At 62.9% G+C, this 21,225-nt stretch carries 22 protein-coding genes and 1 pseudogene; 18 read left to right on the top strand and 5 right to left on the bottom strand.

From position 1 onward, the window contains the following. Together YU3_RS0128455 and YU3_RS0128460 are read right to left on the bottom strand one after the other, a co-directional pair. Positions 1 to 216, bottom strand: a pseudogene (locus YU3_RS0128455) (aldehyde-activating protein); the annotation flags it as partial. A 69-nt stretch (positions 217 to 285) separates the two neighbouring features. Then, positions 286 to 1,413 carry an S-(hydroxymethyl)glutathione dehydrogenase/class III alcohol dehydrogenase gene (locus YU3_RS0128460; RefSeq protein ID WP_027169410.1) on the bottom strand — a complete coding sequence of 376 codons (1,128 nt, stop codon included), beginning with the start codon at positions 1,411 to 1,413 and terminating at the stop codon, positions 286 to 288. Between the two features lie 309 nt (positions 1,414 to 1,722). Between YU3_RS0128460 and YU3_RS0128465 the strand changes: the two genes are divergently transcribed. From YU3_RS0128465 to YU3_RS0128485, 5 genes are read left to right on the top strand one after another with little or no spacing between them, the layout of a single operon-like run. After that, the gene (locus YU3_RS0128465; RefSeq protein WP_051334107.1) at positions 1,723 to 2,967 is read left to right on the top strand and encodes an ABC transporter substrate-binding protein; all 1,245 of its coding nucleotides are present in this window, start codon (positions 1,723 to 1,725) and stop codon (positions 2,965 to 2,967) included. Positions 2,968 to 2,986: 19 nt separating this feature from the next. After that, a complete protein-coding gene (locus YU3_RS0128470; RefSeq protein WP_027169412.1) occupies positions 2,987 to 3,958 on the top strand; it encodes a YVTN family beta-propeller repeat protein in 972 nt (323 codons plus the stop codon). 10 nt (positions 3,959 to 3,968) lie between these two features. Next, positions 3,969 to 4,757, top strand: a complete 789-nt coding sequence (locus tag YU3_RS0128475) for an ATP-binding cassette domain-containing protein (protein WP_084508369.1) — start codon at positions 3,969 to 3,971, stop codon at positions 4,755 to 4,757. 11 nt (positions 4,758 to 4,768) lie between these two features. Further along, positions 4,769 to 5,629 (top strand): ABC transporter permease, encoded by an 861-nt coding sequence (locus YU3_RS0128480; protein WP_027169414.1) that lies wholly within the window; start codon positions 4,769 to 4,771, stop codon positions 5,627 to 5,629. After that, complete coding sequence (locus YU3_RS0128485) at positions 5,629 to 6,258, top strand: hypothetical protein (RefSeq protein WP_027169415.1); 630 nt, start codon at positions 5,629 to 5,631, stop codon at positions 6,256 to 6,258. The genes YU3_RS0128480 and YU3_RS0128485 overlap by 1 nt, the downstream gene beginning before the upstream one ends. A gap of 7 nt (positions 6,259 to 6,265) precedes the next feature. On the opposite strand, the gene YU3_RS0128490 is transcribed toward YU3_RS0128485, so the two are convergent. Both YU3_RS0128490 and YU3_RS0128495 read right to left on the bottom strand, forming a co-directional pair. Further along, positions 6,266 to 6,466 carry a hypothetical protein gene (locus YU3_RS0128490; RefSeq protein WP_027169416.1) on the bottom strand — a complete coding sequence of 67 codons (201 nt, stop codon included), beginning with the start codon at positions 6,464 to 6,466 and terminating at the stop codon, positions 6,266 to 6,268. A gap of 221 nt (positions 6,467 to 6,687) precedes the next feature. Further along, on the bottom strand, positions 6,688 to 7,677 hold the full coding sequence (locus YU3_RS0128495) for a LysR family transcriptional regulator (RefSeq protein WP_027169417.1): 990 nt from the start codon (positions 7,675 to 7,677) through the stop codon (positions 6,688 to 6,690). Between the two features lie 119 nt (positions 7,678 to 7,796). Here YU3_RS0128495 and YU3_RS0128500 point away from each other — a divergent pair, with 119 nt between their 5' ends. Genes YU3_RS0128500 through gph form a run of 10 tightly spaced genes read left to right on the top strand, consistent with a single transcriptional unit; the run spans position 7,797 to position 17,690 of the window. Then, entirely contained in the window at positions 7,797 to 8,846 is a 1,050-nt protein-coding gene (locus tag YU3_RS0128500; protein ID WP_027169418.1) for a class 1 fructose-bisphosphatase, read from the top strand. Positions 8,847 to 8,855: 9 nt separating this feature from the next. Then, positions 8,856 to 9,728: a phosphoribulokinase gene (locus YU3_RS0128505; protein ID WP_027169419.1), complete on the top strand. Its 873-nt coding sequence runs from the start codon at positions 8,856 to 8,858 to the stop codon at positions 9,726 to 9,728. Positions 9,729 to 9,738: 10 nt separating this feature from the next. Next, positions 9,739 to 11,745 carry a transketolase gene (tkt, locus tag YU3_RS0128510; RefSeq protein ID WP_036259777.1) on the top strand — a complete coding sequence of 669 codons (2,007 nt, stop codon included), beginning with the start codon at positions 9,739 to 9,741 and terminating at the stop codon, positions 11,743 to 11,745. 11 nt (positions 11,746 to 11,756) lie between these two features. Further along, positions 11,757 to 12,836 (top strand): class II fructose-bisphosphate aldolase, encoded by a 1,080-nt coding sequence (fba, locus tag YU3_RS0128515; RefSeq protein ID WP_027169421.1) that lies wholly within the window; start codon positions 11,757 to 11,759, stop codon positions 12,834 to 12,836. Between the two features lie 35 nt (positions 12,837 to 12,871). Beyond that, positions 12,872 to 14,332, top strand: a complete 1,461-nt coding sequence (locus YU3_RS0128520) for a form I ribulose bisphosphate carboxylase large subunit (RefSeq protein WP_027169422.1) — start codon at positions 12,872 to 12,874, stop codon at positions 14,330 to 14,332. Positions 14,333 to 14,343: 11 nt separating this feature from the next. Continuing rightward, a complete protein-coding gene (locus YU3_RS0128525) occupies positions 14,344 to 14,763 on the top strand; it encodes a ribulose bisphosphate carboxylase small subunit (protein WP_027169423.1) in 420 nt (139 codons plus the stop codon). Positions 14,764 to 14,788: 25 nt separating this feature from the next. Further along, positions 14,789 to 15,727, top strand: coding sequence for a CbbX protein (cbbX, locus tag YU3_RS0128530; RefSeq protein ID WP_051334109.1), 939 nt, complete (start codon positions 14,789 to 14,791; stop codon positions 15,725 to 15,727). Beyond that, positions 15,724 to 16,410 (top strand): ribulose-phosphate 3-epimerase, encoded by a 687-nt coding sequence (rpe, locus tag YU3_RS0128535; protein WP_027169425.1) that lies wholly within the window; start codon positions 15,724 to 15,726, stop codon positions 16,408 to 16,410. The genes cbbX and rpe overlap by 4 nt, the downstream gene beginning before the upstream one ends. A gap of 21 nt (positions 16,411 to 16,431) precedes the next feature. After that, positions 16,432 to 16,992, top strand: a complete 561-nt coding sequence (locus tag YU3_RS0128540; protein ID WP_027169426.1) for a thioredoxin family protein — start codon at positions 16,432 to 16,434, stop codon at positions 16,990 to 16,992. Then, positions 16,989 to 17,690, top strand: coding sequence for a phosphoglycolate phosphatase (gph, locus tag YU3_RS0128545; RefSeq protein WP_036259789.1), 702 nt, complete (start codon positions 16,989 to 16,991; stop codon positions 17,688 to 17,690). The genes YU3_RS0128540 and gph overlap by 4 nt, the downstream gene beginning before the upstream one ends. Before the next feature lie 66 nt (positions 17,691 to 17,756). On the opposite strand, the gene YU3_RS0128550 is transcribed toward gph, so the two are convergent. Continuing rightward, complete coding sequence (locus YU3_RS0128550; RefSeq protein ID WP_027169428.1) at positions 17,757 to 18,137, bottom strand: cytochrome c family protein; 381 nt, start codon at positions 18,135 to 18,137, stop codon at positions 17,757 to 17,759. 574 nt (positions 18,138 to 18,711) lie between these two features. Here YU3_RS0128550 and YU3_RS0128560 point away from each other — a divergent pair. From YU3_RS0128560 to YU3_RS0128570, 3 genes are read left to right on the top strand one after another with little or no spacing between them, the layout of a single operon-like run. Then, complete coding sequence (locus YU3_RS0128560; RefSeq protein WP_245273688.1) at positions 18,712 to 19,650, top strand: ABC transporter substrate-binding protein; 939 nt, start codon at positions 18,712 to 18,714, stop codon at positions 19,648 to 19,650. Continuing rightward, a complete protein-coding gene (locus YU3_RS0128565; RefSeq protein ID WP_084508372.1) occupies positions 19,647 to 20,474 on the top strand; it encodes an ABC transporter permease in 828 nt (275 codons plus the stop codon). Before YU3_RS0128560 ends, YU3_RS0128565 begins: the two co-directional genes overlap by 4 nt. After that, positions 20,443 to 21,183, top strand: a complete 741-nt coding sequence (locus YU3_RS0128570) for an ATP-binding cassette domain-containing protein (protein WP_027169431.1) — start codon at positions 20,443 to 20,445, stop codon at positions 21,181 to 21,183. Before YU3_RS0128565 ends, YU3_RS0128570 begins: the two co-directional genes overlap by 32 nt. Positions 21,184 to 21,225: the final 42 nt, after the last annotated feature.

The raw sequence follows: 21,225 nt of genomic DNA on the forward strand, positions 1-21,225 counted from the left end.
GACATCGCTTGTGCCGGCGACCGCAACCACCGAGAATATCGCGCCGTCCGGCTTCCAGCATTTGGTGCAGCCGCAGGCATGATTGTGGGCGATCTGCCCCTTGACCTTCACCTTCACCGGGTTGCTGGTGCAGGCGCAGACCAGCGTGCCGCCGGCAAAGGAAGCGCTTTCCCTGGGCAGCCCGTTGTCGATCTTCGGATGCAGCTTCTCAGGCATTCTTTTCTCCTCCCAGTTGTAAACCACAAAAGTCGCCGGCCGGTTGGCCGGCGGCATGTGGTTCTTGCTTCAGTAAACCACGACACTGCGGATCGACTTGCCCTCATGCATGAGGTCNAAGCCCTTGTTGATGTCNTCNAGCTTCAGCGTNTGGGTGATCATCGGGTCGATCTGGATCTTNNNGTCCATGTACCAGTCGACGATCTTCGGCACGTCGGTGCGGCCGCGCGCGCCGCCGAAGGCGGTGCCCATCCAGGTGCGGCCGGTGACCAGCTGGAACGGCCGGGTCGCAATCTCCTGGCCGGCGCCGGCGACGCCGATGATGACCGACTTGCCCCAGCCGCGATGCGAGGCTTCCAGCGCCTGGCGCATCACCTTGGTGTTGCCGGTGCAGTCGAACGTGTAGTCGGCGCCGCCGATCTGGTCGGCGCCGCGCTTGGTCAGGTTGACCAGGTGAGGCACGATATCGCCGTCGATCTCCTTCGGATTGACGAAATGCGTCATGCCGAACTTCTCGCCCCATTCCTTCTTGTCGTTGTTCAAATCGACGCCGATGATCATGTCGGCGCCGGCCAGGCGAAGCCCCTGGATGACGTTCAAGCCGATGCCGCCGAGGCCGAAGACCACCGCGGTCGCGCCTTGCTCTACCTTGGCGGTGTTGATCACGGCGCCGATGCCTGTCGTCACCCCGCAGCCGATGTAGCAGATCTTGTCGAAGGGAGCGTCGGGATTGACCTTGGCCACCGCGATCTCCGGCAGCACGGTGAAGTTGGAGAAGGTCGAGCAGCCCATATAGTGGAACAGCTTTTCGCCGCCGACCGAGAAGCGCGAGGTGCCGTCGGGCATCAGGCCCTGCCCCTGCGTGGCGCGGATGGCGGTGCACANNTTGGTNTTNCNNGACAGNCANGACGGGCACTGGCGGCATTCGGGCGTATAGAGCGGGATGACATGGTCGCCCTTCCTGACGCTAGTGACGCCCTTGCCGACATCGACGACGATGCCGGCGCCCTCATGGCCGAGAATCGCCGGAAAGATGCCTTCCGGATCGGCGCCCGACAGCGTGAACTCGTCGGTGTGGCAAATGCCGGTCGCCTTGATCTCGACCAGAACCTCGCCGTCGCGCGGGCCCTCGAGGTCGACCTCCATGATCTCCAGCGGCTTTCCAGCACCGACGGCGACTGCGGCACGCGTTTTCATTGAGGTATCCTCCCAAGGCAATCGAAGAATTCCGCGCTCTGGCGGGCTTAGGCCCGCCTCGCAACAAAATGTCCGTTTCCTGGTTGCCGTGAGGTCGCAATAATCGAACGATCCACCTCATAAGTCTATTCTACCAAGGTACCGCGCCCCCCTGACCTCCTTGCCACGGGAATAGGACTAAAGCAGACGCTGGAGAGCCGCTCACAAGGTTGATAAATCTCGCAGGTCTACTAAGCTCCCCTCGGGGCACCTTGACTTCGCGCTGGTCCGGCAACGATCGAGCAAGCGCAAGAATGGGTAATTCTGTCGATGACAAGCGCGGTGCCGGGCACCTTGGCCCTTTTGTGCTTTCTGTCCCTGGCCGCTGGTGCTCTGGGTGCGTCAGCCCAGCAACCGACCTCGCAATCGGCGGGCGCGATCAAGCCGGAAGACAAGATAACCGAAATCAAGATAGGCTATTTGCGAGCCTACGCGCCGCGGCTGACGCTTTCCCTGCTCGACGCGCCGCCGCGTGACGAAGGTGTCGCCGGCGCCAATGTCGCTATCGGCGACAACAATACGACGGGCAGGTTCATCAAGCAGAAATTCAGCCTCGACGTCACCGAGATAAAGCCTGACGCGGACGCGGTTCAGGCATTCGACGATCTGATCGCCAAAGGCGACCGCTATGTGGTCGCGGACCTCTCGGCCAGGCAGTTGCTGTCGATCGCCGACATCGCCCGCGACAAGGGTGTGCTGATCTTCAACGTCGGCGCCACCGACGACAGCCTGCGCGAAGAGGACTGCCGCATAAATGTCTTCCACATCGCACCGACGCGAAGCATGCTCGCCGACGCGCTGGCGCAGTACCTCATGGTGAAGAAATGGCCGAACTGGGTGCTGCTCTATGGCTCGCATGAGCAGGACCACCTCTATGCCGAAGCGTTGCGCCGCGCGGCAACCCGCTTCGGCGGCCAGATCGTCGCGGAGAAGGAATTCAAGGATACCGGCACGGCGCGCCGCACCGATACCGGAGCCACCCAGATACAGCAGCAGATTTCGGTATTCACGCAAGACCTGCCGGAACATGACGTGCTGCTTGTGGCCGATGAAAGCGAGGTGTTCGGGACCTACGTACCCTATCGCACCTGGACGTCGCGGCTGGTCGCAGGCACGGCCGGTCTTGTGGCATCGTCATGGCACCCCGCGAGTGAGCAGTGGGGCGGCATCCAGATGCAGAGTCGCTTCCTGAAAGCGACAGGTCGGCGAATGCTGTCCAAGGACATGTCGGCGTGGACGGCCGTGCGGGCCGTCGGCGAAGCCACCACACGCACCAATGGCGACGATCCCAAAAAGATCAGCGACTACATCCGCTCGGATGATTTCTCGGTCGCCGCCTTCAAGGGACAGAAGCTGACCTTCCGCAAATGGAACCTCCAGCTGCGCCAGCCGATCCTGCTTGGCGATACCAAATCGGTCGTCTCGACATCTCCCCAGGAAGGCTTTCTCCACCAGGTCTCCGAGCTCGACACCCTCGGTATCGATCAACCGGAAACGAAATGCGTTCTCAAGTAGCGCCAATCGGGAGGAATTCGTGCAGAGACGAGCTTGCGTACTCGCCATTCTCGCAACCGGCACCATGGCCGGCCCGGCATCGGCCTACACCGCCTATGTCTCCAATGAGAAGGACAATACAATGACTGTCGTCGATACGGCGACCATGCAGGTGGTCAAGACCGTCGACGTCGGACAGAGACCGCGCGGCATCACCATCTCGCATGACGGCAAGTTCATCTATCTGTGCGCGAGCGACGACAATACGATCCAGATCATCGACACCGCGACGCTGCAGGTCGTCGGCACGCTGCCCTCCGGCGACGATCCCGAATTGTTCGTGCTCTCACCCGATGGCAAGACGCTCTACGTCGCCAACGAGAACGACAATCTGGTCACCGCGATCGACGTCGACAGCAAGGAAGTCAAGACCGAGATCCCGGTCGGCGTGGAGCCGGAAGGCATGGCCGTCAGCCCCGACGGAAAAACCATGGTCAACACCTCGGAGACCACCAGCATGGCGCATTTCATCGATACCGGGAGCCATGACGTAACCGACAACGTGCTGGTCGACACTCGCCCGCGTTTCGCCGCGTTCAAGCCCGACGGCTCGCAGGTCTGGGTCAGCGCCGAGGTCGGCGGCACCGTCAGCGTCATCGACAACGCCAAGCGCCAGGTCGTGAAGAAAATCAAGTTCGCGATACCGGGACTGCGGGCCGAAACCATCCAGCCGGTCGGCATCGCCATCAGCGCCGACGGCAAGAAAGCCTATGTCGCGCTCGGCCCGGCGAACCATGTCGCGGTGATAAACACCGAAACCTACGAGGTAGAGAAGTACATCCTCGTCGGCCAGCGCGTCTGGCATCTGGACTTCACCCCCGATCAGAAAACACTGATCACCACGAACGGCAATTCCAACGACATCACTTTCATCGATACGGCGACGGACGAGCCGGTTCAGTCGGTTACGGTCGGCCAGCAGCCCTGGGGTGTTGCCATATCGCCCAATTAAGGAGCCATTCATGCAGCATGCGAGGACCGGGAGAGCGGGAGATGAGGTGGCGGCGCTCGACGTCGCCGGCGTCAGCCATTCCTATGGTCCGAAGCGGGCGCTCAACGACGTCTCGTTCTCGATCGCGCCGGCGACTTTCACTGCCCTGCTCGGCCTCAATGGTGCCGGCAAGACAACTCTGTTCTCGTTGATCAGCCACCTTTACGACACGCGGCGGGGATCAATCCGCATCTTCGGCCATGACGTCAGCCGCGCTTCCGGCGAGGCGCTTAGGCGTGTCGGCATCGTGTTCCAGGCACGCACGCTCGACCTCGATCTTAGCGTCTACCAGAACCTCTCCTATCATGCCTCGTTGCATGGCATCGGACGGCACGAAGCCCGGCAGCGCATTGCAGCGCTGCTTGCGACGGTCGACATGCACGGCCGTGAGCATGACAAGGCACGCAGCCTTTCCGGCGGCCAGATGCGGCGCATCGAGATCGCCAGAGCGCTGCTCCACCGCCCGTCCCTGCTGCTGCTCGACGAGGCGACGGTCGGTCTCGACATCCAGTCGCGCGCGGGCATTCTTGCCACCATCCGCAAGCTGGTCGAAACCGAGGGCATCGGCGTGCTCTGGGCCACCCATCTGATCGACGAGATTGAGGACGGCGACCACGTCGTCGTGCTGCGGCAGGGTGACCTGGTGGCCAAGGGCAAGGTGGCCGAGGTCGTCAAAGCAAGCGGTGCCGACTCGATCCGCGACGCTTTTTCGAGGCTCAGCCGCAGCGAAACAGCCGGCATTGCGGAGACCTCGCCATGAGCGCTCCCGCAATGCCGGAAAAGGTCGCTGTCGTCACGCCGGTTAAGTCCGGGGCGTTCGGCTTTCGTCACTATCTCATCTGCCTCAAAGGCGTCGTCATACGCGAATGCCTGCGCTTCCTGCACCAACGCGAGCGTTTCATCTCGTCGCTGGTGCGGCCGCTCGTCTGGCTGTTCATTTTTGCCGCCGGTTTCCGGCAGGTGCTCGGCGTTTCGATCATCCCGCCCTACAAGACCTATGTGCTCTACGAGGTCTACATCACGCCGGGCTTGTGCGGCATGATCCTGCTGTTCTCGGGCATGCAGTCCTCGCTGTCGATGGTCTATGACCGCGAGATGGGCAATATGCGCATCCTGCTGGTCAGCCCGTTTCCCCGCTGGTACCTGCTGCTGTCGAAGATGCTCGCCGGCGTTTCCGTATCGATCGCGCAGGTTTACGCCTTCCTGATCGTTGCCTGGTTCTGGGGCGTCAATGCGCCGCCGCTCGGTTATTTGTTCGTGCTGCCGGCGCTGTTCATGTCGGGCATGATGCTTTGTGCGCTCGGCATGCTTTTGTCCTCGATGATCAAGCAGCTCGAAAACTTCGCCGGCATCATGAACTTCGTCATCTTTCCCGGCTATTTCGCTTCTCCGGCGCTCTACCCTTTGTGGCGCATTCAGGAGGCGAGCCCGCTGCTTTACAAGCTCTGCCTCGCCAACCCTTTCACCTATGCCGTCGAGCTGATCCGCTTCGCCTTCTACGGGCAGGTCGATTGGGTGTCGCTGGGTGTCGTCGCCGGCTGCACTCTGCTGTTTCTGGGAGGCGCCATCGTCGCTTATGACCCTTCGCGCGGCCTGATAACCCGCAAACAGGGCGCGGGAGGAAACGGCTGATGCGACGGATGAGTCTTGTCCGCACCCTGATTGCTGCCGCCATGCTCGTGGCAAGCGCCAGCGCCATGGCCGCGAACAGCGATCCGGACTGGCCCTGCATGCAGCGTAAGGTGCCGCAACTATCGCTCGGCCAGGTCTGGAACGGACCGGACCTTCCGCCAGCGGCGAAAGATTGGTCGGAGGACGCTTCCATCTCCGCCCTGGTTGAGGAGGTGGCGGCCCGCAGGCTGCCGATTGCGGACGCGCAGAAGAAGATCAGGGATTTTGCGGCCTCCCTGCCGGCCGGGCAGCTTGCACCGAAGATGGCGATGCTCGTGCAGGGCATGTTCGACCACATGGACGCCGAGCGTTCGCACGTGATTTCCGGCATATCCCGTTACGCCCACAAGCAGCTCGAAATGGCCGCCGAATTGCGTAAGGAAGCCTCGGATGTCGATGCGTTGCGTGCAAAACCCGATGCGGATCAGGACGAGGTCCAGCGGCGGACAGACCAACTGAATTTCGCGACGCGAATCTTCAACGAGCGTGCGCAATCGCTGACCTACGTCTGCGATGTGCCGACGATCATCGAGCAGCGGCTTTATCAGTTGTCCAAGACTGTCTCGGAAACGATTGCCGCGAAGAAATAGACGCCCGTCAGCTTCCCCGTCCGGGCAGCACGCGCCAGCGCTGCACGAAATAGCCGGGATGCGTCTCCAGCCAGTGGGCGACCACCGGCTGCGCCTGCATGAAGGCAACCCCGGGATTCATGGCCAGCCCGTCCGCCATTTCCTCGCGTTGCTCACAGGTCTGCGGCACAGCCGTCATGCAGACCATCATCACGATTGTATAAAGCATTGCCCCTTCCCCTCGATCCCCGGACCCCACGCCCGGGTCGCATAGCGATTGTCTGCAGGGTTAGGCTGCCCATCCGTCTTGAAGCGAGTGTGAAAGCGCGCCCCTGCCCTTCCGCGTCGCAACATAACATGCGAGCTTGCCGGCCACCATCGGCGGTGGCCGATTGTCCACGCCCTTGTCGACCTTTTCGCATAATCTCAACAGCGGATATGTAAGGCGTTTCACCCCCGCCGCTTTCCGGGCGCTCCCGAATGTTGCGCTCGCACGGCTTCATTCGCTTCGGCGTAGGGATACAGCTTGCCGAACAGGGGCAGGTGCGTCGCCCCCTTGCGCATCAGAAAATCGTTGAAAGTCGCCATAGCCGGCGAGATAGCGTGATCGGTGCGCATCACCGAAAACCATTGCCGGCGGATCGGCATGCCGGCCACGTCGAGAATGACGAGCCGGCCGGCTTCCGTCTCCGCGGCGATGGTGTGGGCGGAGATGAAGGCAATGCCGAGGCCTGCCATCACCGCCTGCTTGATCGTCTCGTTCGAACCCATCTCGACGCCGAGATCGTCGATCCGGCCGGGAACATCGCTCAGGAATATCTCCAGCGAGATGCGCGTGCCCGAGCCTGGCTCGCGAATAAGGAAATGCTCCTCGGCGATCCTTTCCTTGGAAATGTCGCGTGCCGAAACCAGCGGGTGGGCGGGCGGCGCGACGATGACCAGCGGATGGTCGCCGAAGACGGATGCGCGCACCGAGACTTCCTTGGGCGGACGGCCCATCAGCGCGATGTCGATGTCGTGGTTCTTCAGCCTGTCGATCGTTTCCGCCCGATTGCCGATGGCGAGCCGCATGTCGATATCGGGATGCTCCTTCATGAAGCCGGCCATGAGCCGCGGCGCGAAATATTTGGCGGTGGAAACGACGCCGAGCCTCAGGCTGCCGGCGCGCACGCCCTTGATGGCGTCCATCTCGTCTTCGAGCAGACGCAGCCGCTCCTCGATGGCCTGCGCCGCTTCGACGAAGGCCAGCCCTGCGGCGGTGGGACGCATGCCGTCCGACGTTCGGTCGAACAAGGCCAGCTGGAACTCCTCCTCCACCTGTCGCAGCTGGATCGTAACCGCTGGAGGAGAAAGGCCTAATACCTTGGCCGCGCTCACGATTTTCCCGTGGCTGACGATGGCTTGCACGGTCTTGAATTGCTTGAGTGTGAGGTTTCTCATAGGGCATACTAAATTAATTTTAGTGTCTAGATAAAGTTATTAAATTTTACTTAGCTTTGAGCGTTTGGTTTCATCGCTCCATCCGGCCTCGAGGGATACGGCCGGACCGGGAGGTTACGATGCCAGCGGCAACGCTCGACGCTTTTCTGAACTCCTATCTCGGCGATCAGCCGGACGAACGCCGATCCGCGGTCGTTGCCACCATCCGTCAGTTCACGCAGGCCGCCACCAAGGTCCGCAATGCCATCAATCAGGGGGTGCTCGGCGCCGCTTTTGCAGGGACCCGCGGCGCCAATGCCGACGGCGATGTCCAGAAGGATCTCGACGTCTTCGCCGACGACATCTTCCTCGACGCCATGCGTCGCGCTCCGGTCGCGCTCTATGCCTCCGAGGAGCTGGAGCAGCCGGTCCTGCTCGACAGGCAAGCCCCCCTCGCCGTCGCCATCGACCCGCTGGACGGCTCTTCCAACATCGACACCAACGTGTCGGTCGGAACGATTTTCTCGCTCCTCCCTGCAACTGGCGCGCCGGATGCCGATCCGGCCGCCTCTTTCTTACAGGCAGGCGCGAAAATGCTAGGCGCCGGCTTCTTCATCTACGGGCCGCAGCTGGCGCTCGTTCTGTCGCTCGGCAGCGGCACGCATGTCTTCGTGCATTCGACCAGGCTGGGCACCTTCGTCCAGGCCTACGAAAGCCGGATCATCCCGGAGCGGACCCAGGAATTCACCATCAACGCCGCCAACTACCGCCACTGGGACGAGGCCGTGCGCCTCTATGTCGACGACTGCCTGGAAGGCGCCGAAGGCCCACGAGAGAAGGATTTCAACATGCGCTGGATCGCCTCATTGGTTGCCGAATGCTATCGCATATTGATGCGCGGCGGCGTGTTTCTGTATCCCGGCGACCAGCGTCGGGGTTACAGCCAGGGCCGGCTTCGGCTGGTCTATGAGGCCAATCCGATTGCCTATCTGATCGAACAGGCGGCCGGTGCCGCGACCGATGCGATCACCCGCATCCTGGAAATCGAACCCGAGAGCCTGCACCAGCGCGTACCTGTGGTCTTCGGATCCGCGCGGGAAGTCGCGCGGATCGCCCGCTACCACACCGAACCCAGCGCCATCGGCGAGCGTGCGCCACTGTTCAGCCGCCGCGGACTCTTCAGGGCTTGAGCGGGAACCATGTCGGCGAAGCACCCCATCATCACCATCACCGGATCGTCGGGCGCGGGCACGACCTCGGTCAAGCGCATCTTCGAGCTGATCTTCCGGCGCGAGAACATCGAGGCAGCCTTTATCGAAGGCGACGCCTTTCATCGCTACGATCGTGCTGCGATGAAGGCGGAGGTCGCCGCTCAGGAAAGGGCAGGCAACCCGAACTTCACCCACTTCCATGCCGAGGCCAACGAGCTCGAGATCCTCGAAGGGGTGTTCGAGGAATATGGCCGCCGCGGGAGCGGAAGGACCCGCACCTACGTTCATGACGAGGACGAGGAGAAGCTGTACGGCACGCCGCCCGGCAATTTCACGGAATGGCGCGAATTCGCGCCGAGCGACCTGCTCTTCTACGAAGGCCTGCATGGCTGCGTGGTCACCGACAAGATCAATCTGGCCAGGCATGCGGACCTCAGGATCGGCGTGGTGCCGGTCATAAATCTCGAATGGATCCAGAAGATCCATCGCGACCGCGCCACGCGCGGCTATTCCACCGAGGCGGTGATGGACGTGATCCTGCGGCGCATGCCGGACTATGTCCGCTACATCGTCCCGCAATTCTCGCAGACCGCGATCAATTTCCAGCGCGTGCCTATCGTCGACACGTCGAACCCGTTCATAGCGCGCTGGATCCCGACACCCGACGAATCGATGCTGGTCATCCGCTTCGCCAATCCTCGCGGCATCGATTTCCCTTACCTGCTTTCAATGATCCACGACTCCTTCATGTCGCGGCCGAATTCCATAGTGGTGCCGGGCAACAAGCTCGACCTTGCCATGCAGCTGATCCTGACACCGCTCATCCTGCAATTGATTGAACGCAAGAAACGTGTGTCGTGAGGAGGATGCCATGACCAGCCTGGCAGCATTGAAGTCCGTCGCCGCCGCCGTCTCCGAGCGCGACATGGCGAACGCCATCCGCGCGCTGGCCATGGACAGCGTGCAGAAGGCCAATTCCGGACATCCGGGCATGCCTATGGGCATGGCCGATGTCGCGACGGTATTGTTCAGCCGCTTCATCAATATCGACCCGACAGCGCCGGGCTGGCCCGATCGCGATCGCTTCGTGCTTTCGGCCGGGCACGGCTCGATGCTGCAATATGCGCTGCATCACCTGCTTGGCTACGAAGACATGCCGATCGAGGAATTGCAGCGGTTCCGCCAGCTGGGCAGCCGTACCGCCGGACATCCGGAGCATGGCCACGCGCTTGGTGTCGAGACGACGACCGGCCCGCTCGGACAAGGCATTTCGACCGCTGTCGGCATGGCGCTGGCGGAGCGCATGCTTGCCGCCCGCCACGGCGCCGATCTCGTCGACCACTACACCTATGTGATCGCCGGCGACGGCTGCCTGCAGGAAGGCATCAGCCACGAGGCGATCGACCTCGCGGGTCACCTGAAGCTCTCCCGCCTGATCGTGCTTTGGGACGACAACGCGATCTCCATCGACGGACCGACCTCGCTGTCGACATCGATGGACCAGCCGGCCCGCTTCAAGGCCGCCGGATGGCATGTGCAGTCCGTGGACGGCCACGACATGGAAGCCGTCGCCGCGGCGGTCGAAGCCGCGCGGCGGTCGGATCGGCCGTCGCTGATCGCCTGCCGCACTGTGATCGGCAAGGGCGCCCCCAATCTCGGCGGTTCGGAAAAGACGCATGGCGCGCCGCTGGGCGATGCGGAGGTCGCTGCGACCCGCGAAAACATCGGCTGGGCCCACGCGCCGTTCGAGGTGCCGGACGATATCCTTTCGGCCTGGCGCGAGGTTGCCGAACGCGGCCAGACGGCACGGCGCGCCTGGGAGCGGCGGCTTGCCGCCTCGCCGCGGCGCGAGGACTTCGAGCGCGTGCTTTCCGGCAAGCTGCCCGACGCGGTCTTCAAAACTATGGACGCCTTCCGCAAGGAGCACGTCGACAAGGCGACCAAGGTTGCGACGCGGAAGGCCTCCGAAATGGCGCTTGCCGCGATCAATGACGCAAACGAGTTGACGGTCGGCGGCTCTGCCGATCTCACGCATTCGAACCTGACGATCACCAAAGGCATGGATCGTATCGTGCCGGGTGGTTATGCAGGCCGCTACATTCACTACGGCATCCGCGAGCATGGCATGGCCGCGGCCATGAACGGCATCGCGCTGCATGGCGGATTTGTGCCCTACGGCGGCACCTTTCTGTGCTTCGCCGACTATGCTCGCGGCGCGATGCGGCTCTCCGCGCTCATGAACCAGCGCGTCGTCTATGTGATGACGCATGACTCCATCGGTCTCGGCGAGGATGGCCCGACCCATCAGCCGGTCGAGCATCTGGCGATGCTGCGGGCGACACCGAACGTCAACGTGTTCCGTCCGGCCGACATCATTGAAACGGCGGAGTGCTGGGAGCTGGCGCTGAAGAGCGAGACGCGGCCGAGCGTGCTTGTGCTCTCGCGCCAGAACCTGCCGATGCTGCGCCAGGCACATTGCCACGACAACCGGTCCAGCCGAGGTGCCTACGTCTTGCGCGAGCCGTCCGCGCACCGGGTCGTGACGTTGGTCGCCACCGGCTCGGAGGTGGAGATCGCCGTCGCCGCCGCCGAGCGGCTGGGAACCGAGCATGGGATCGCCGCCGCGGTCGTCTCGATGCCGTGCTGGGAATTGTTCGAGGAACAGGATGCCGACTACCGCAAGTCCGTCCTCGGCTCGGCGCCGCGCGTCGCCGTTGAGGCGGCCGCCCGTCTCGGCTGGGACCGCTGGATCGGCGACACCGGCGCTTTTGTCGGCATGACCGGCTTCGGCGCCAGTGCGCCCGCGCCGGACCTCTACCGGCATTTCGGCATCACGCCCGAAGCCGTCGCCGCGGCGGCGCTGAGGCTCATCTTCTAGGAGGATCGACAATGGCCCGCATCACCCTTCGCCAGCTTCTCGACCACGCCGCCGAGCACGGTTACGGCGTGCCGGCATTCAACATCAACAACATGGAACAGGGCCTCGCCATCATGGAGGCGGCCAAGGCCTGCGACGCGCCTGTCATCATCCAGGCCTCGCGTGGCGCCCGCGCCTATGCCAGCGACATCATGCTGTCCAGGATGATGGATGCGTTGACCGAGATCCATCCGGCCATTCCGTTGTGCATCCACCAGGATCACGGCAACAACGAAGCCACCTGCCTCTCGGCGATCCGCCACGGCTTCACCTCGGTGATGATGGATGGGTCGTTGATGGCGGACGCCAAGACCCCGGCGAGCTACGACTACAACGTCGCCATCACCGAACGCGTCGCGCGCATGGCGCATTGGGTCGGCGCTTCCGTCGAAGGCGAGCTCGGCGTGCTCGGCTCGCTGGAGACCGGCCATGGCGAAGCGGAGGACGGTCACGGCGCGGAGGGCGCGCTGTCGCACGACCAGCTCTTGACCAATCCCGATCAGGCGGTCGATTTCGTGACCGCCACCCGCGTCGATGCGTTGGCGATCGCCTGCGGCACCTCCCACGGCGCCTACAAGTTCACCCGCAAGCCGGACGGCGGCATCCTTGCCATGCAGGTGATCGAGGCGATCCACGAAAAGCTGCCGGACACGCATCTGGTCATGCACGGTTCGTCCTCGGTGCCGCAGCAACTGCAGGACATCATCAACACATATGGCGGTGAGATGCCCCAGACCTTCGGCGTCCCGGTCGAGGAGATCGAGCGCGGCATCCGCCACGGCGTGCGCAAGGTCAACATCGACACCGATTGCCGTATGGCCATGGCCGGGCAGTTCCGCCGCGTCGCGACACAGAATCCGCGCGAATTCGATCCGCGCAAATTCCTGAAGCCCGCCATGGATGCCCTGCGCGACCTTTGCCGCGATCGTTTCGAACGCTTCGGTACCGCGGGCAAGGCTTCGAAGATCAAGGTCATCGCCATGGACGAGATGGCGAAACGCTACGCCGCGGGAAAGCTCGACCCGCAGATCGCAACCGCGAAAGCCGCCTGAGCGGCGGTCCGCCAAAGAAGGAAAGGACCAGCGCCATGCCCAACAAATCCGAAACCGTGACCGGCAAGGACCGCTACAGATCCGGTGTCATGGAATACAAAAAGATGGGCTATTGGGAGCCCGACTACGAGCCCAAGGACACCGACATCATCTCGGTGTTCCGCATCACGCCGCAGGACGGCGTCGATCCGATTGAGGCCGCGGCAGCCGTCGCCGGCGAATCCTCGACCGCGACCTGGACGGTGGTCTGGACCGACCGGCTGACGGCGAGCGAAAAATACCGCGCCAAGGCATATCGGGTCGACCCCGTGCCGAACGCGCCCGGACAATACTTCGCCTACATCGCCTACGACCTCGACCTGTTCGAGCCAGGCTCGATCGCCAACCTTTCGGCATCGATCATCGGTAATGTCTTCGGCTTCAAGCCGCTGAAGGCGTTGCGGCTGGAGGACATGCGTTTTCCCGTCGCCTATGTGAAGACCTTCCAGGGTCCGGCGACAGGCATCGTCGTCGAGCGCGAGCGCCTCGACAAGTTCGGCCGCCCGCTGCTCGGCGCCACCGTCAAGCCGAAGCTCGGCCTTTCCGGTCGCAATTACGGCCGTGTCGTCTACGAGGCGCTGAAGGGCGGGCTCGATTTCACCAAGGACGACGAGAACATCAACTCGCAGCCCTTCATGCATTGGCGCGAGCGTTTTCTCTATTGCATGGAGGCCGTCAACAAGGCGCAGGCCGAGACTGGCGAGATCAAAGGCACCTATCTCAACGTCACCGCGGCCACCATGGAGGACATGTACGAACGGGCCGACTTCGCCAGGGAACTCGGCTCCAACATCGTCATGATCGACCTCGTGATCGGCTACACGGCGATCCAGTCCATGGCGAAGTGGGCGCGCAGGAACGACATGATCCTGCACCTGCATCGCGCCGGCCATTCGACCTACACGCGCCAGAAGAGCCACGGCGTTTCCTTCCGCGTCATCGCTAAATGGATGCGGCTGGCCGGTGTCGATCACATCCATGCCGGCACCGTGGTTGGCAAGCTGGAAGGCGATCCGGCGACGACCAAGGGCTACTACGATATCTGCCGCGAGGACCATAACCCGATGAAGCTGGAGAACGGCATCTTCTTCGACCAGCACTGGGCCTCGCTCAACAAGCTCATGCCGGTGGCGTCCGGCGGCATCCATGCCGGCCAGATGCATCAGCTCATCGATCTGCTCGGCGAAGACGTCGTGCTCCAGTTCGGCGGCGGCACCATCGGCCATCCGATGGGTATCGCCGCTGGCGCCACGGCCAATCGCGTTGCCCTCGAATGCATGATCCTCGCCCGCAACGAGGGCCGCGACTATGTGCGGGAAGGACCGCAGATCCTGGAGAACGCGGCCAGGAACTGCCTGCCGCTGAAACAGGCGCTCGATACGTGGAAGGATGTGAGCTTCAACTACGCCTCGACCGACACGCCGGACTTCGTCCCGGTGGCAACGGCAGCCGAGTAAGGAGACAGACAATGCGCATAACCCAAGGGGCCTTTTCCTTCCTGCCCGACCTGACCGACGACCAGATCCGCGCCCAGGTGCAGTATTGCATCGACAACAAATGGGCCGTCAGCCTCGAGGTCACCGACGACCCCCACCCGCGCAACACCTATTGGGACATGTGGGGCCACCCGATGTTCGACAATCCCGACGCGGCGGCGCTGATGCTGGAGCTGAACGCATGCCGCAAGCACTATGGCGACCGCTATATCCGCGTCGTCGCTTTCGATGCCTCGCATGGCTGGGAATCGGTGAAGCTCTCCTTCATCGTCAACCGTCCGGTCGAGGAGCCCGGCTACCGGCTCGAGCGGCAGGAGGCAGCAGGCCGCACGATCCGCTACACCACCAAGCCCTACGCCGCCGACAAGCCGGCAGGATCGAGGTATGGCTGATCATCGGGGTGAGAGGGAGAATGCCATGTCGGCGCCAGCCTTTGCCGAAACTGAAATGCCTCAAAACGCCGTACCGGCGGCGATCGACCTGCGTGAAGAATTCGAAACTTCCGGCGTCAAGGACGTCCTGGCCGAGCTTGACCGCGATCTGATCGGGCTCGCCCCGGTCAAAAGGCGCATCCGCGAGACCGCGGCGCTCCTGCTGGTCGAGCGGGCGCGCCGCCGCATGGGCCTCGCGCACGAAACACCGACGCTGCATATGAGCTTCACCGGCAATCCGGGCACCGGCAAGACGACGGTCGCGCTGCGGATGGCCGACCTGCTGCATCGGCTTGGCTATATCCGCAAGGGCCATCTGGTTTCGGTAACCCGCGACGATCTCGTCGGCCAGTATATCGGCCACACTGCGCCCAAGACCAAGGAAATCCTGAAGAAGGCGATGGGCGGCGTGCTGTTCATCGACGAGGCCTATTATCTCTACCGGCCCGAGAACGAACGGGACTACGGCCAGGAAGCGATCGAGATCCTGCTGCAGGTGATGGAGAACCAGCGCGACGATCTCGTGGTCGTCCTCGCCGGCTATGCGCAGCGCATGGATCGCTTCTTCGAAAGCAATCCGGGATTCCGTTCACGCGTCGCCCACCACATCGACTTTCCCGACTATTCCGACGATGAGCTTCTCAGGATTGCGGAACAAATGCTCGAAAAGCAAAACTACCTGTTAGACACCAAGGCAACCGCGGCAATGGCCGACTACATCGCGCGCCGCCGTGCGCAGCCGCATTTCGCCAATGCCCGTTCGATCCGCAACGCGCTCGACCGTGCCCGGCTGCGGCAGGCCAACCGCCTGTTCGAAAGCGCTAAGGGACCGCTCGACGCCAAGGCGCTGTCGACGGTCTCGGCCGAGGACATCACCGCCAGCCGGGTCTTCGCGCTGAAGCCTGGGGAAGGAGAAAGCAAATGACCGCAAAGACCATCATCGCCCCTTCCGTTCTGTCGTCGGATTTCTCGCGGCTCGGCGACGAGGTCGAAGCGGTCGCGCGGGCGGGCGCCGACTGGATCCATCTCGACGTGATGGACGGACATTTCGTGCCCAACATCACATTCGGCCCGCCGGTGATCAAAGCGATCCGCAACCGAACCGACAAGATCTTCGACTGTCATCTGATGATCGCGCCGGCCGATCCCTATATCGCTGCGTTCGCCGATGCCGGTTGCGACATCATCACGGTGCATGCCGAGGCCGGACCGCATCTCGACCGTTCGCTGCAGGCCATCAGGAACCTCGGCAAGAAAGCCGGCGTGTCGCTCAATCCGTCGACGCCGGAAAGCGTCATCGAATATGTTCTCGACCGGCTCGATCTGGTGCTTCTGATGACGGTCAATCCAGGTTTCGGCGGCCAGGCCTTCATTCCGGCGGTCATCGACAAGATCAGGCGTATCAAGGCCCTCGTCGGCCAACGTCCGATCGACATCGAGATCGACGGTGGCGTCACGCCCGAGACAGCCCCTCTTGTCACCGCGGCCGGCGCCAATGTGCTCGTCGCCGGATCCGCCGTTTTCAAGGGCAGCACCGAGGCTGCCTATCGCGCCAATATCGACGCGATCAGACAGGCGGCCGACGGAGCGATCCGGCGGGCCGCGTGAACCGCTTGGTTGGAGGATGATATGGCGGCGACCCCACCTGTTTGCGATTTCGGCTGGCAAGCCGTCGATGCCGTCTTGCCCGGCGTCGACGGCAAATCGCATTCGATCTTCGGCCAGGCCGGTCCCAACGGGCTGGTCGTCGCCTTCATCTGTAATCATTGCCCCTATGTGAAGGCGGTGATTTCGCGCATCGTGCGTGACGCCGACGACCTCAAGGCCGAAGGGATCGGCTTTGTCGCGATCAACGCCAACGATGCCGACGCCTATCCGGACGATTCCTTCGACAACATGAAGCTCTTCGCCACGGCGAACGCCTTCACCTTCCCGTATCTCCACGACGAGACGCAGGCGGTGGCGCGCGCCTATGGCGCAGTGTGCACCCCTGATTTCTTCGGCCTCAACGGCGAGTTGACGCTGCAATATCGTGGCCGGCTGGACGCATCGCGACGGGACGCCGCCGGGACGCCCGGGTTGAGGCGCGATCTGTTCGAGGCGATGAAGCAGGTTGCCCGAACCGGTAACGGACCGCGTGACCAGATCGCTTCGATCGGCTGCTCGATCAAATGGAAGGAGGCGGCATGAATGTCGGCGCAAGCAGGCCGTTTCGGTCTCCGAAGGCGATCCTGTTCGATCTCGACGGCACGCTGGTCGATTCGGCGCCCGACATCGCGGCGGCCGTGAACGAGCTGCTGGCCGGCCGCGGCCTGCCGCCGCTCGGCGTGGATCAGGTCAAGGCGATGATCGGCGGCGGCGTCGGGAAGCTGGTCGAGCGGGCCTTCGCGGCTTCAGGGTCACCGCTTGTCGGCAGCGCGCTCGAGGAGGCCAACCGCGACATGGCGCCGATCTACCGCAGACACCTGACCGGCCTGACGCGGCTGATGCCTGGCGTCAGGGAGGCGCTCACGCACTTCCACGTGAACGGAACAGCCATGGGCGTCGTCACCAACAAGCCGCAATTGGCGACCCGCGAAATCCTGTTGCACTTCCAGCTGACGGAATATCTCGGCGCGATCGTCGGTGGAGACGCAGTGACGAACCTGAAACCAGCGCCCGACGCTCTGCTTCTGGCGCTCGACCAGCTTGAGGTCGAACCGTATGAGGCGCTGATGGTTGGAGACAGCGTCAGCGACGTCGGCGCCGCGCGCGCCGCCGGCATGCCCGTCGTTCTGCTGCGCGGCGGCTACACCCGGGTCCCCGTCGAAGAGCTTGGCGCAGACCTTGTCTGCGACAGCTTGCTCGATCTGCTTTCCGCGATGCAAAAGCTGGGTGCCGCTGCCTGACCGGCATTCGAGTGCGGAGGCAAGTCGCCAGCCGCCGATCGTAAAATCGAACGGCCGGCGAAGCCGTTACTTCGAAAACTGCTTCAGATAGGCAATGACGTTGGCCACGTCCTTGTCGTCCTTGAGGCCGGCAAACGCCATCTTTGTGCCTTTCACCATGGCCCTTGGATCATGGAGATAGGTCGTCAGCGTCGGTTCGTCCCATTTGACGCCGGACTTTCCAGCCGCGACCATGGCCTGGGAATAGCTGAACCCCGGATGCGTGCCGGCCGTGCGGCCGATAACGCCGTTCAATGAAGGACCGACTTTGTTCTGGTCCTTGTCCGCGACATGGCAGACCTTGCATTTGGTGAAGACCTTCTCACCCGCCGCAGCATCCTGGGCGCGGGATTGGTTCGTGATAAAAGTTGCGAAGAATACGACGGCGAAAAATGCGATAGCGCGCATGGCATTTCCTCATTGATCGTCAAGACGCCCCGGATGATTTGCATGCCATTGCCTTGACGAAGTCAACCGTACGAAGGTCCACCCGAGAGAGCCACCCTGTACTTTTGCCTTCGTTGACGGCCTTGGGGCGAGCGCGTAGCTTCAAGTCATTCTGGTTTCCCATGGGCACCTCGGGAACCCGGTCGGGTTGGGTTTTGTCCAGGCTGATATTTTCCCAGGCAATGGGGCGGGCAGGATTTCGCCAGAGCGGGCGTCTTTGCGCGCAAGAGGTGCTGGATGAATATGGTCGACCTCATATTGACGGTTTGCCTTAGCGCCAATCCCGGCAATTGCCGAGACGAGCATCTCTATTTCGAGAGCCGCGGCTCTCTGTCAATGCATGATGCTGGCGCCCAGCGAGATCGCGAAGTGGTCGCAGGAACATCCGACCCTCAAGGTCAGGCGCTGGAAATGCGCTTTCCCGAAGAAGGACCGAGAGATCTGACCGGCGCCCCTGGTTTGTTGCAGTCTCGGGAGGAGGCACATGGTTTCGCGGCGGGAAACGCTCCGTCTGGCAGTCCTTGCAACGGCCGCGATGTTTGGCTCACGCCCCATTGCCGCCTCCGCCGCGTCCAAGATCCGCATTGGCGTCCTGAAGTTCGGCACAGTGAGCTGGGAACTCCATACGCTGAAGGAACACAAGTTCGACGCGGCCAACGGGATCGATCTGGAAGTCATCTTTTTCGCCGGCGAGGATGCGACCAATGTCGCGATACTGGCCGGTGCGATCGATATGATCGTGACCGATTGGCTGTGGGTCTCGCGCCAGCGCTCGGAGGGCGGCGACGTCACATTGGCCCCCTATTCGACGGCCGTCGGGGCGATCATGGTGAAGGAGGCTTCGCCGATACGGACAATTGCCGATCTCAAGGGAAGGAAGATCGGCGTCGCCGGCGGGGCCCTCGACAAGAGCTGGCTGCTGATACAGGCGCTGGCCAGGCGCGATCACGGTCTGGACCTGCCGGCAACCAGCGATGTCGTCTTTGGCGCGCCGCCGCTGATTTCGGAAAAGGCCATACAGGGCGAGCTCGATGCGGTGCTCAATTTCTGGCATTTTTGCGCCCGGCTCGAGGCCAACGGCTTTCGGCGGCTGATCGGCGCCGACGACGCGCAGAAGGCGCTCGGAGCTTCGGGCCCGGTGTCCGCGCTCGGCTATGTATTCCATGACAAATGGGCGAACGAAAATCCGAACGCCGTGCGCGGCTTCCTCAAGGCTTCCGCGCAGGCCAAGGATCTGCTGGCCAGATCCGACGAAGAGTGGCTGCGTCTTGCGCCGATTGTCCGGGCAGAAGGCAAGGAACTGGCAAAGCTGCGCGACCGTTATCGCGAGGGCATCCCCAGGCGGCCGATCGCCGAGGAAGCGGCCGATGCCGGCAGGCTCTATCGGGTACTGGCCGGGATCGGCGGTGAAAAGCTGGTCGGCAGCGCGCCGGAGATGGCACCGGGCACGTTCTGGCAGGAGCCCCCGAAATGACCGCAAGAGGCACCGGTGGTCGCACGCTTGGCGACACAGCCGACACTTCCAGCCGTTCCGGCCCTGCGTCGGCGCTGATACCCGTGCTGACGGTGACGATTTCCCTGCTCGGCCTTTGCCTGCTGTGGAGCTTGGCGGCGAATGCCTGGCCGAGCCGTGCCTTTCCGGGGCCGGGACAGGTTTGGCAGGTATTGCTGAGAGAGGCGGCGAGCGGCGACCTTTTCTACCATCTCGGCGCGACGCTCGGCCGGGTTGCCGCGGCATATGTCGTCGCGATGATTGTCGGATCGGTGATCGGCATTCTTCTCGGCAGCCACCGCGGCGCGGACCGGTTCTTCAGTCCCTGGGTCATCCTGTTCCTCAATATCCCCGCGCTGGTTGTCATCGTGCTGGCCTACATCTGGTTCGGCCTCAACGAAGTGGCGGCGATCGGCGCGGTTGCCGTGAACAAGATCCCGAACGTCGTGGTGACCATGCGCGAGGGCGCCAGGGCGCTGGACCCAAGATACGCCGAAATGGCGGCTATCTACCGGTTCGGCCCCCTCGAACGCGTTCGCCATATACTGCTGCCGCAACTGCAGCCATATCTGGCCGCGGCCTCGCGTTCCGGCATCGCGCTCATCTGGAAGATCGTCCTGGTGGTCGAGCTGCTCGGCCGCTCCAATGGCGTCGGCTTCCAGATCTATCTCTATTTCCAGCTTTTCGACGTCGCTGCGATTCTTGCCTACACGCTGGCGTTCGTGGCGGTGATGCTTGTCATCGAACTTCTTCTGGTGCAGCCCGTTGAACGACATGCAACCCGTTGGCGCCGCCGTCCCGCTTAGGGTCGACATCGCCGAGAAGACCTTCAGGTCCGCGCAAGGCGTCTCGGTCACGGCACTCAAGGATCTTTCCTTCGAGGTCCGGCAAGGCGAATTCGCTTGCCTGCTCGGGCCGTCGGGCTGCGGCAAGACCACGACGCTGCGCATCCTGCTTGGGCTCGACAGGCAGTTTTCGGGCTCCTTCCAGCTGCCCGAAGGCGGTTCGAACCGCGTCGCCGCCGTGTTCCAGGAACCCACCCTGCTGCCCTGGCGAACAGTCGAGCAGAATGTCAGGCTGGCGCTGCCGAAAGACCTGCGGGCCAAAAATCTCGACGGGCTGTTCGACACTCTCGGCCTAGCCGGCATGCGCTCGTTTTATCCGGCTGAGCTTTCGCTCGGCCTTGCGCGCAGGGCAGCGCTTGCAAGGGCCTTCGCTACCGAGCCGGCGATGCTTTTTCTGGACGAACCCTTTGTCTCGCTCGATGGGCGGACCGCCGAGCAGCTCCGGCGCCTGCTTTTGACCGTGTGGTCTGCGCGGCCTACGACCGCCTTGATGGTGACCCACAATCTGACCGAGGCCCTGACGCTGTCGGACCGCATCATCGTGCTCGCGCCGCGGCCTGCGCATGTGCTCGGCATTTTTGATGTGCGGCTGCCGCGGCAACACCGCAGCCCGCAGGCGATCAGCGATCTGTTGCGATCATTCCACCAGAAATTTCCCGGTGTGATCTGATCCCCTGCTGTGGGCACAATCAAAAATCAATGCATGTCGCCC

It is taken from the genome of Mesorhizobium sp. WSM3224 (assembly GCF_000427725.1).
Taxonomy (GTDB): Bacteria; Pseudomonadota; Alphaproteobacteria; order Rhizobiales; family Rhizobiaceae; genus Mesorhizobium.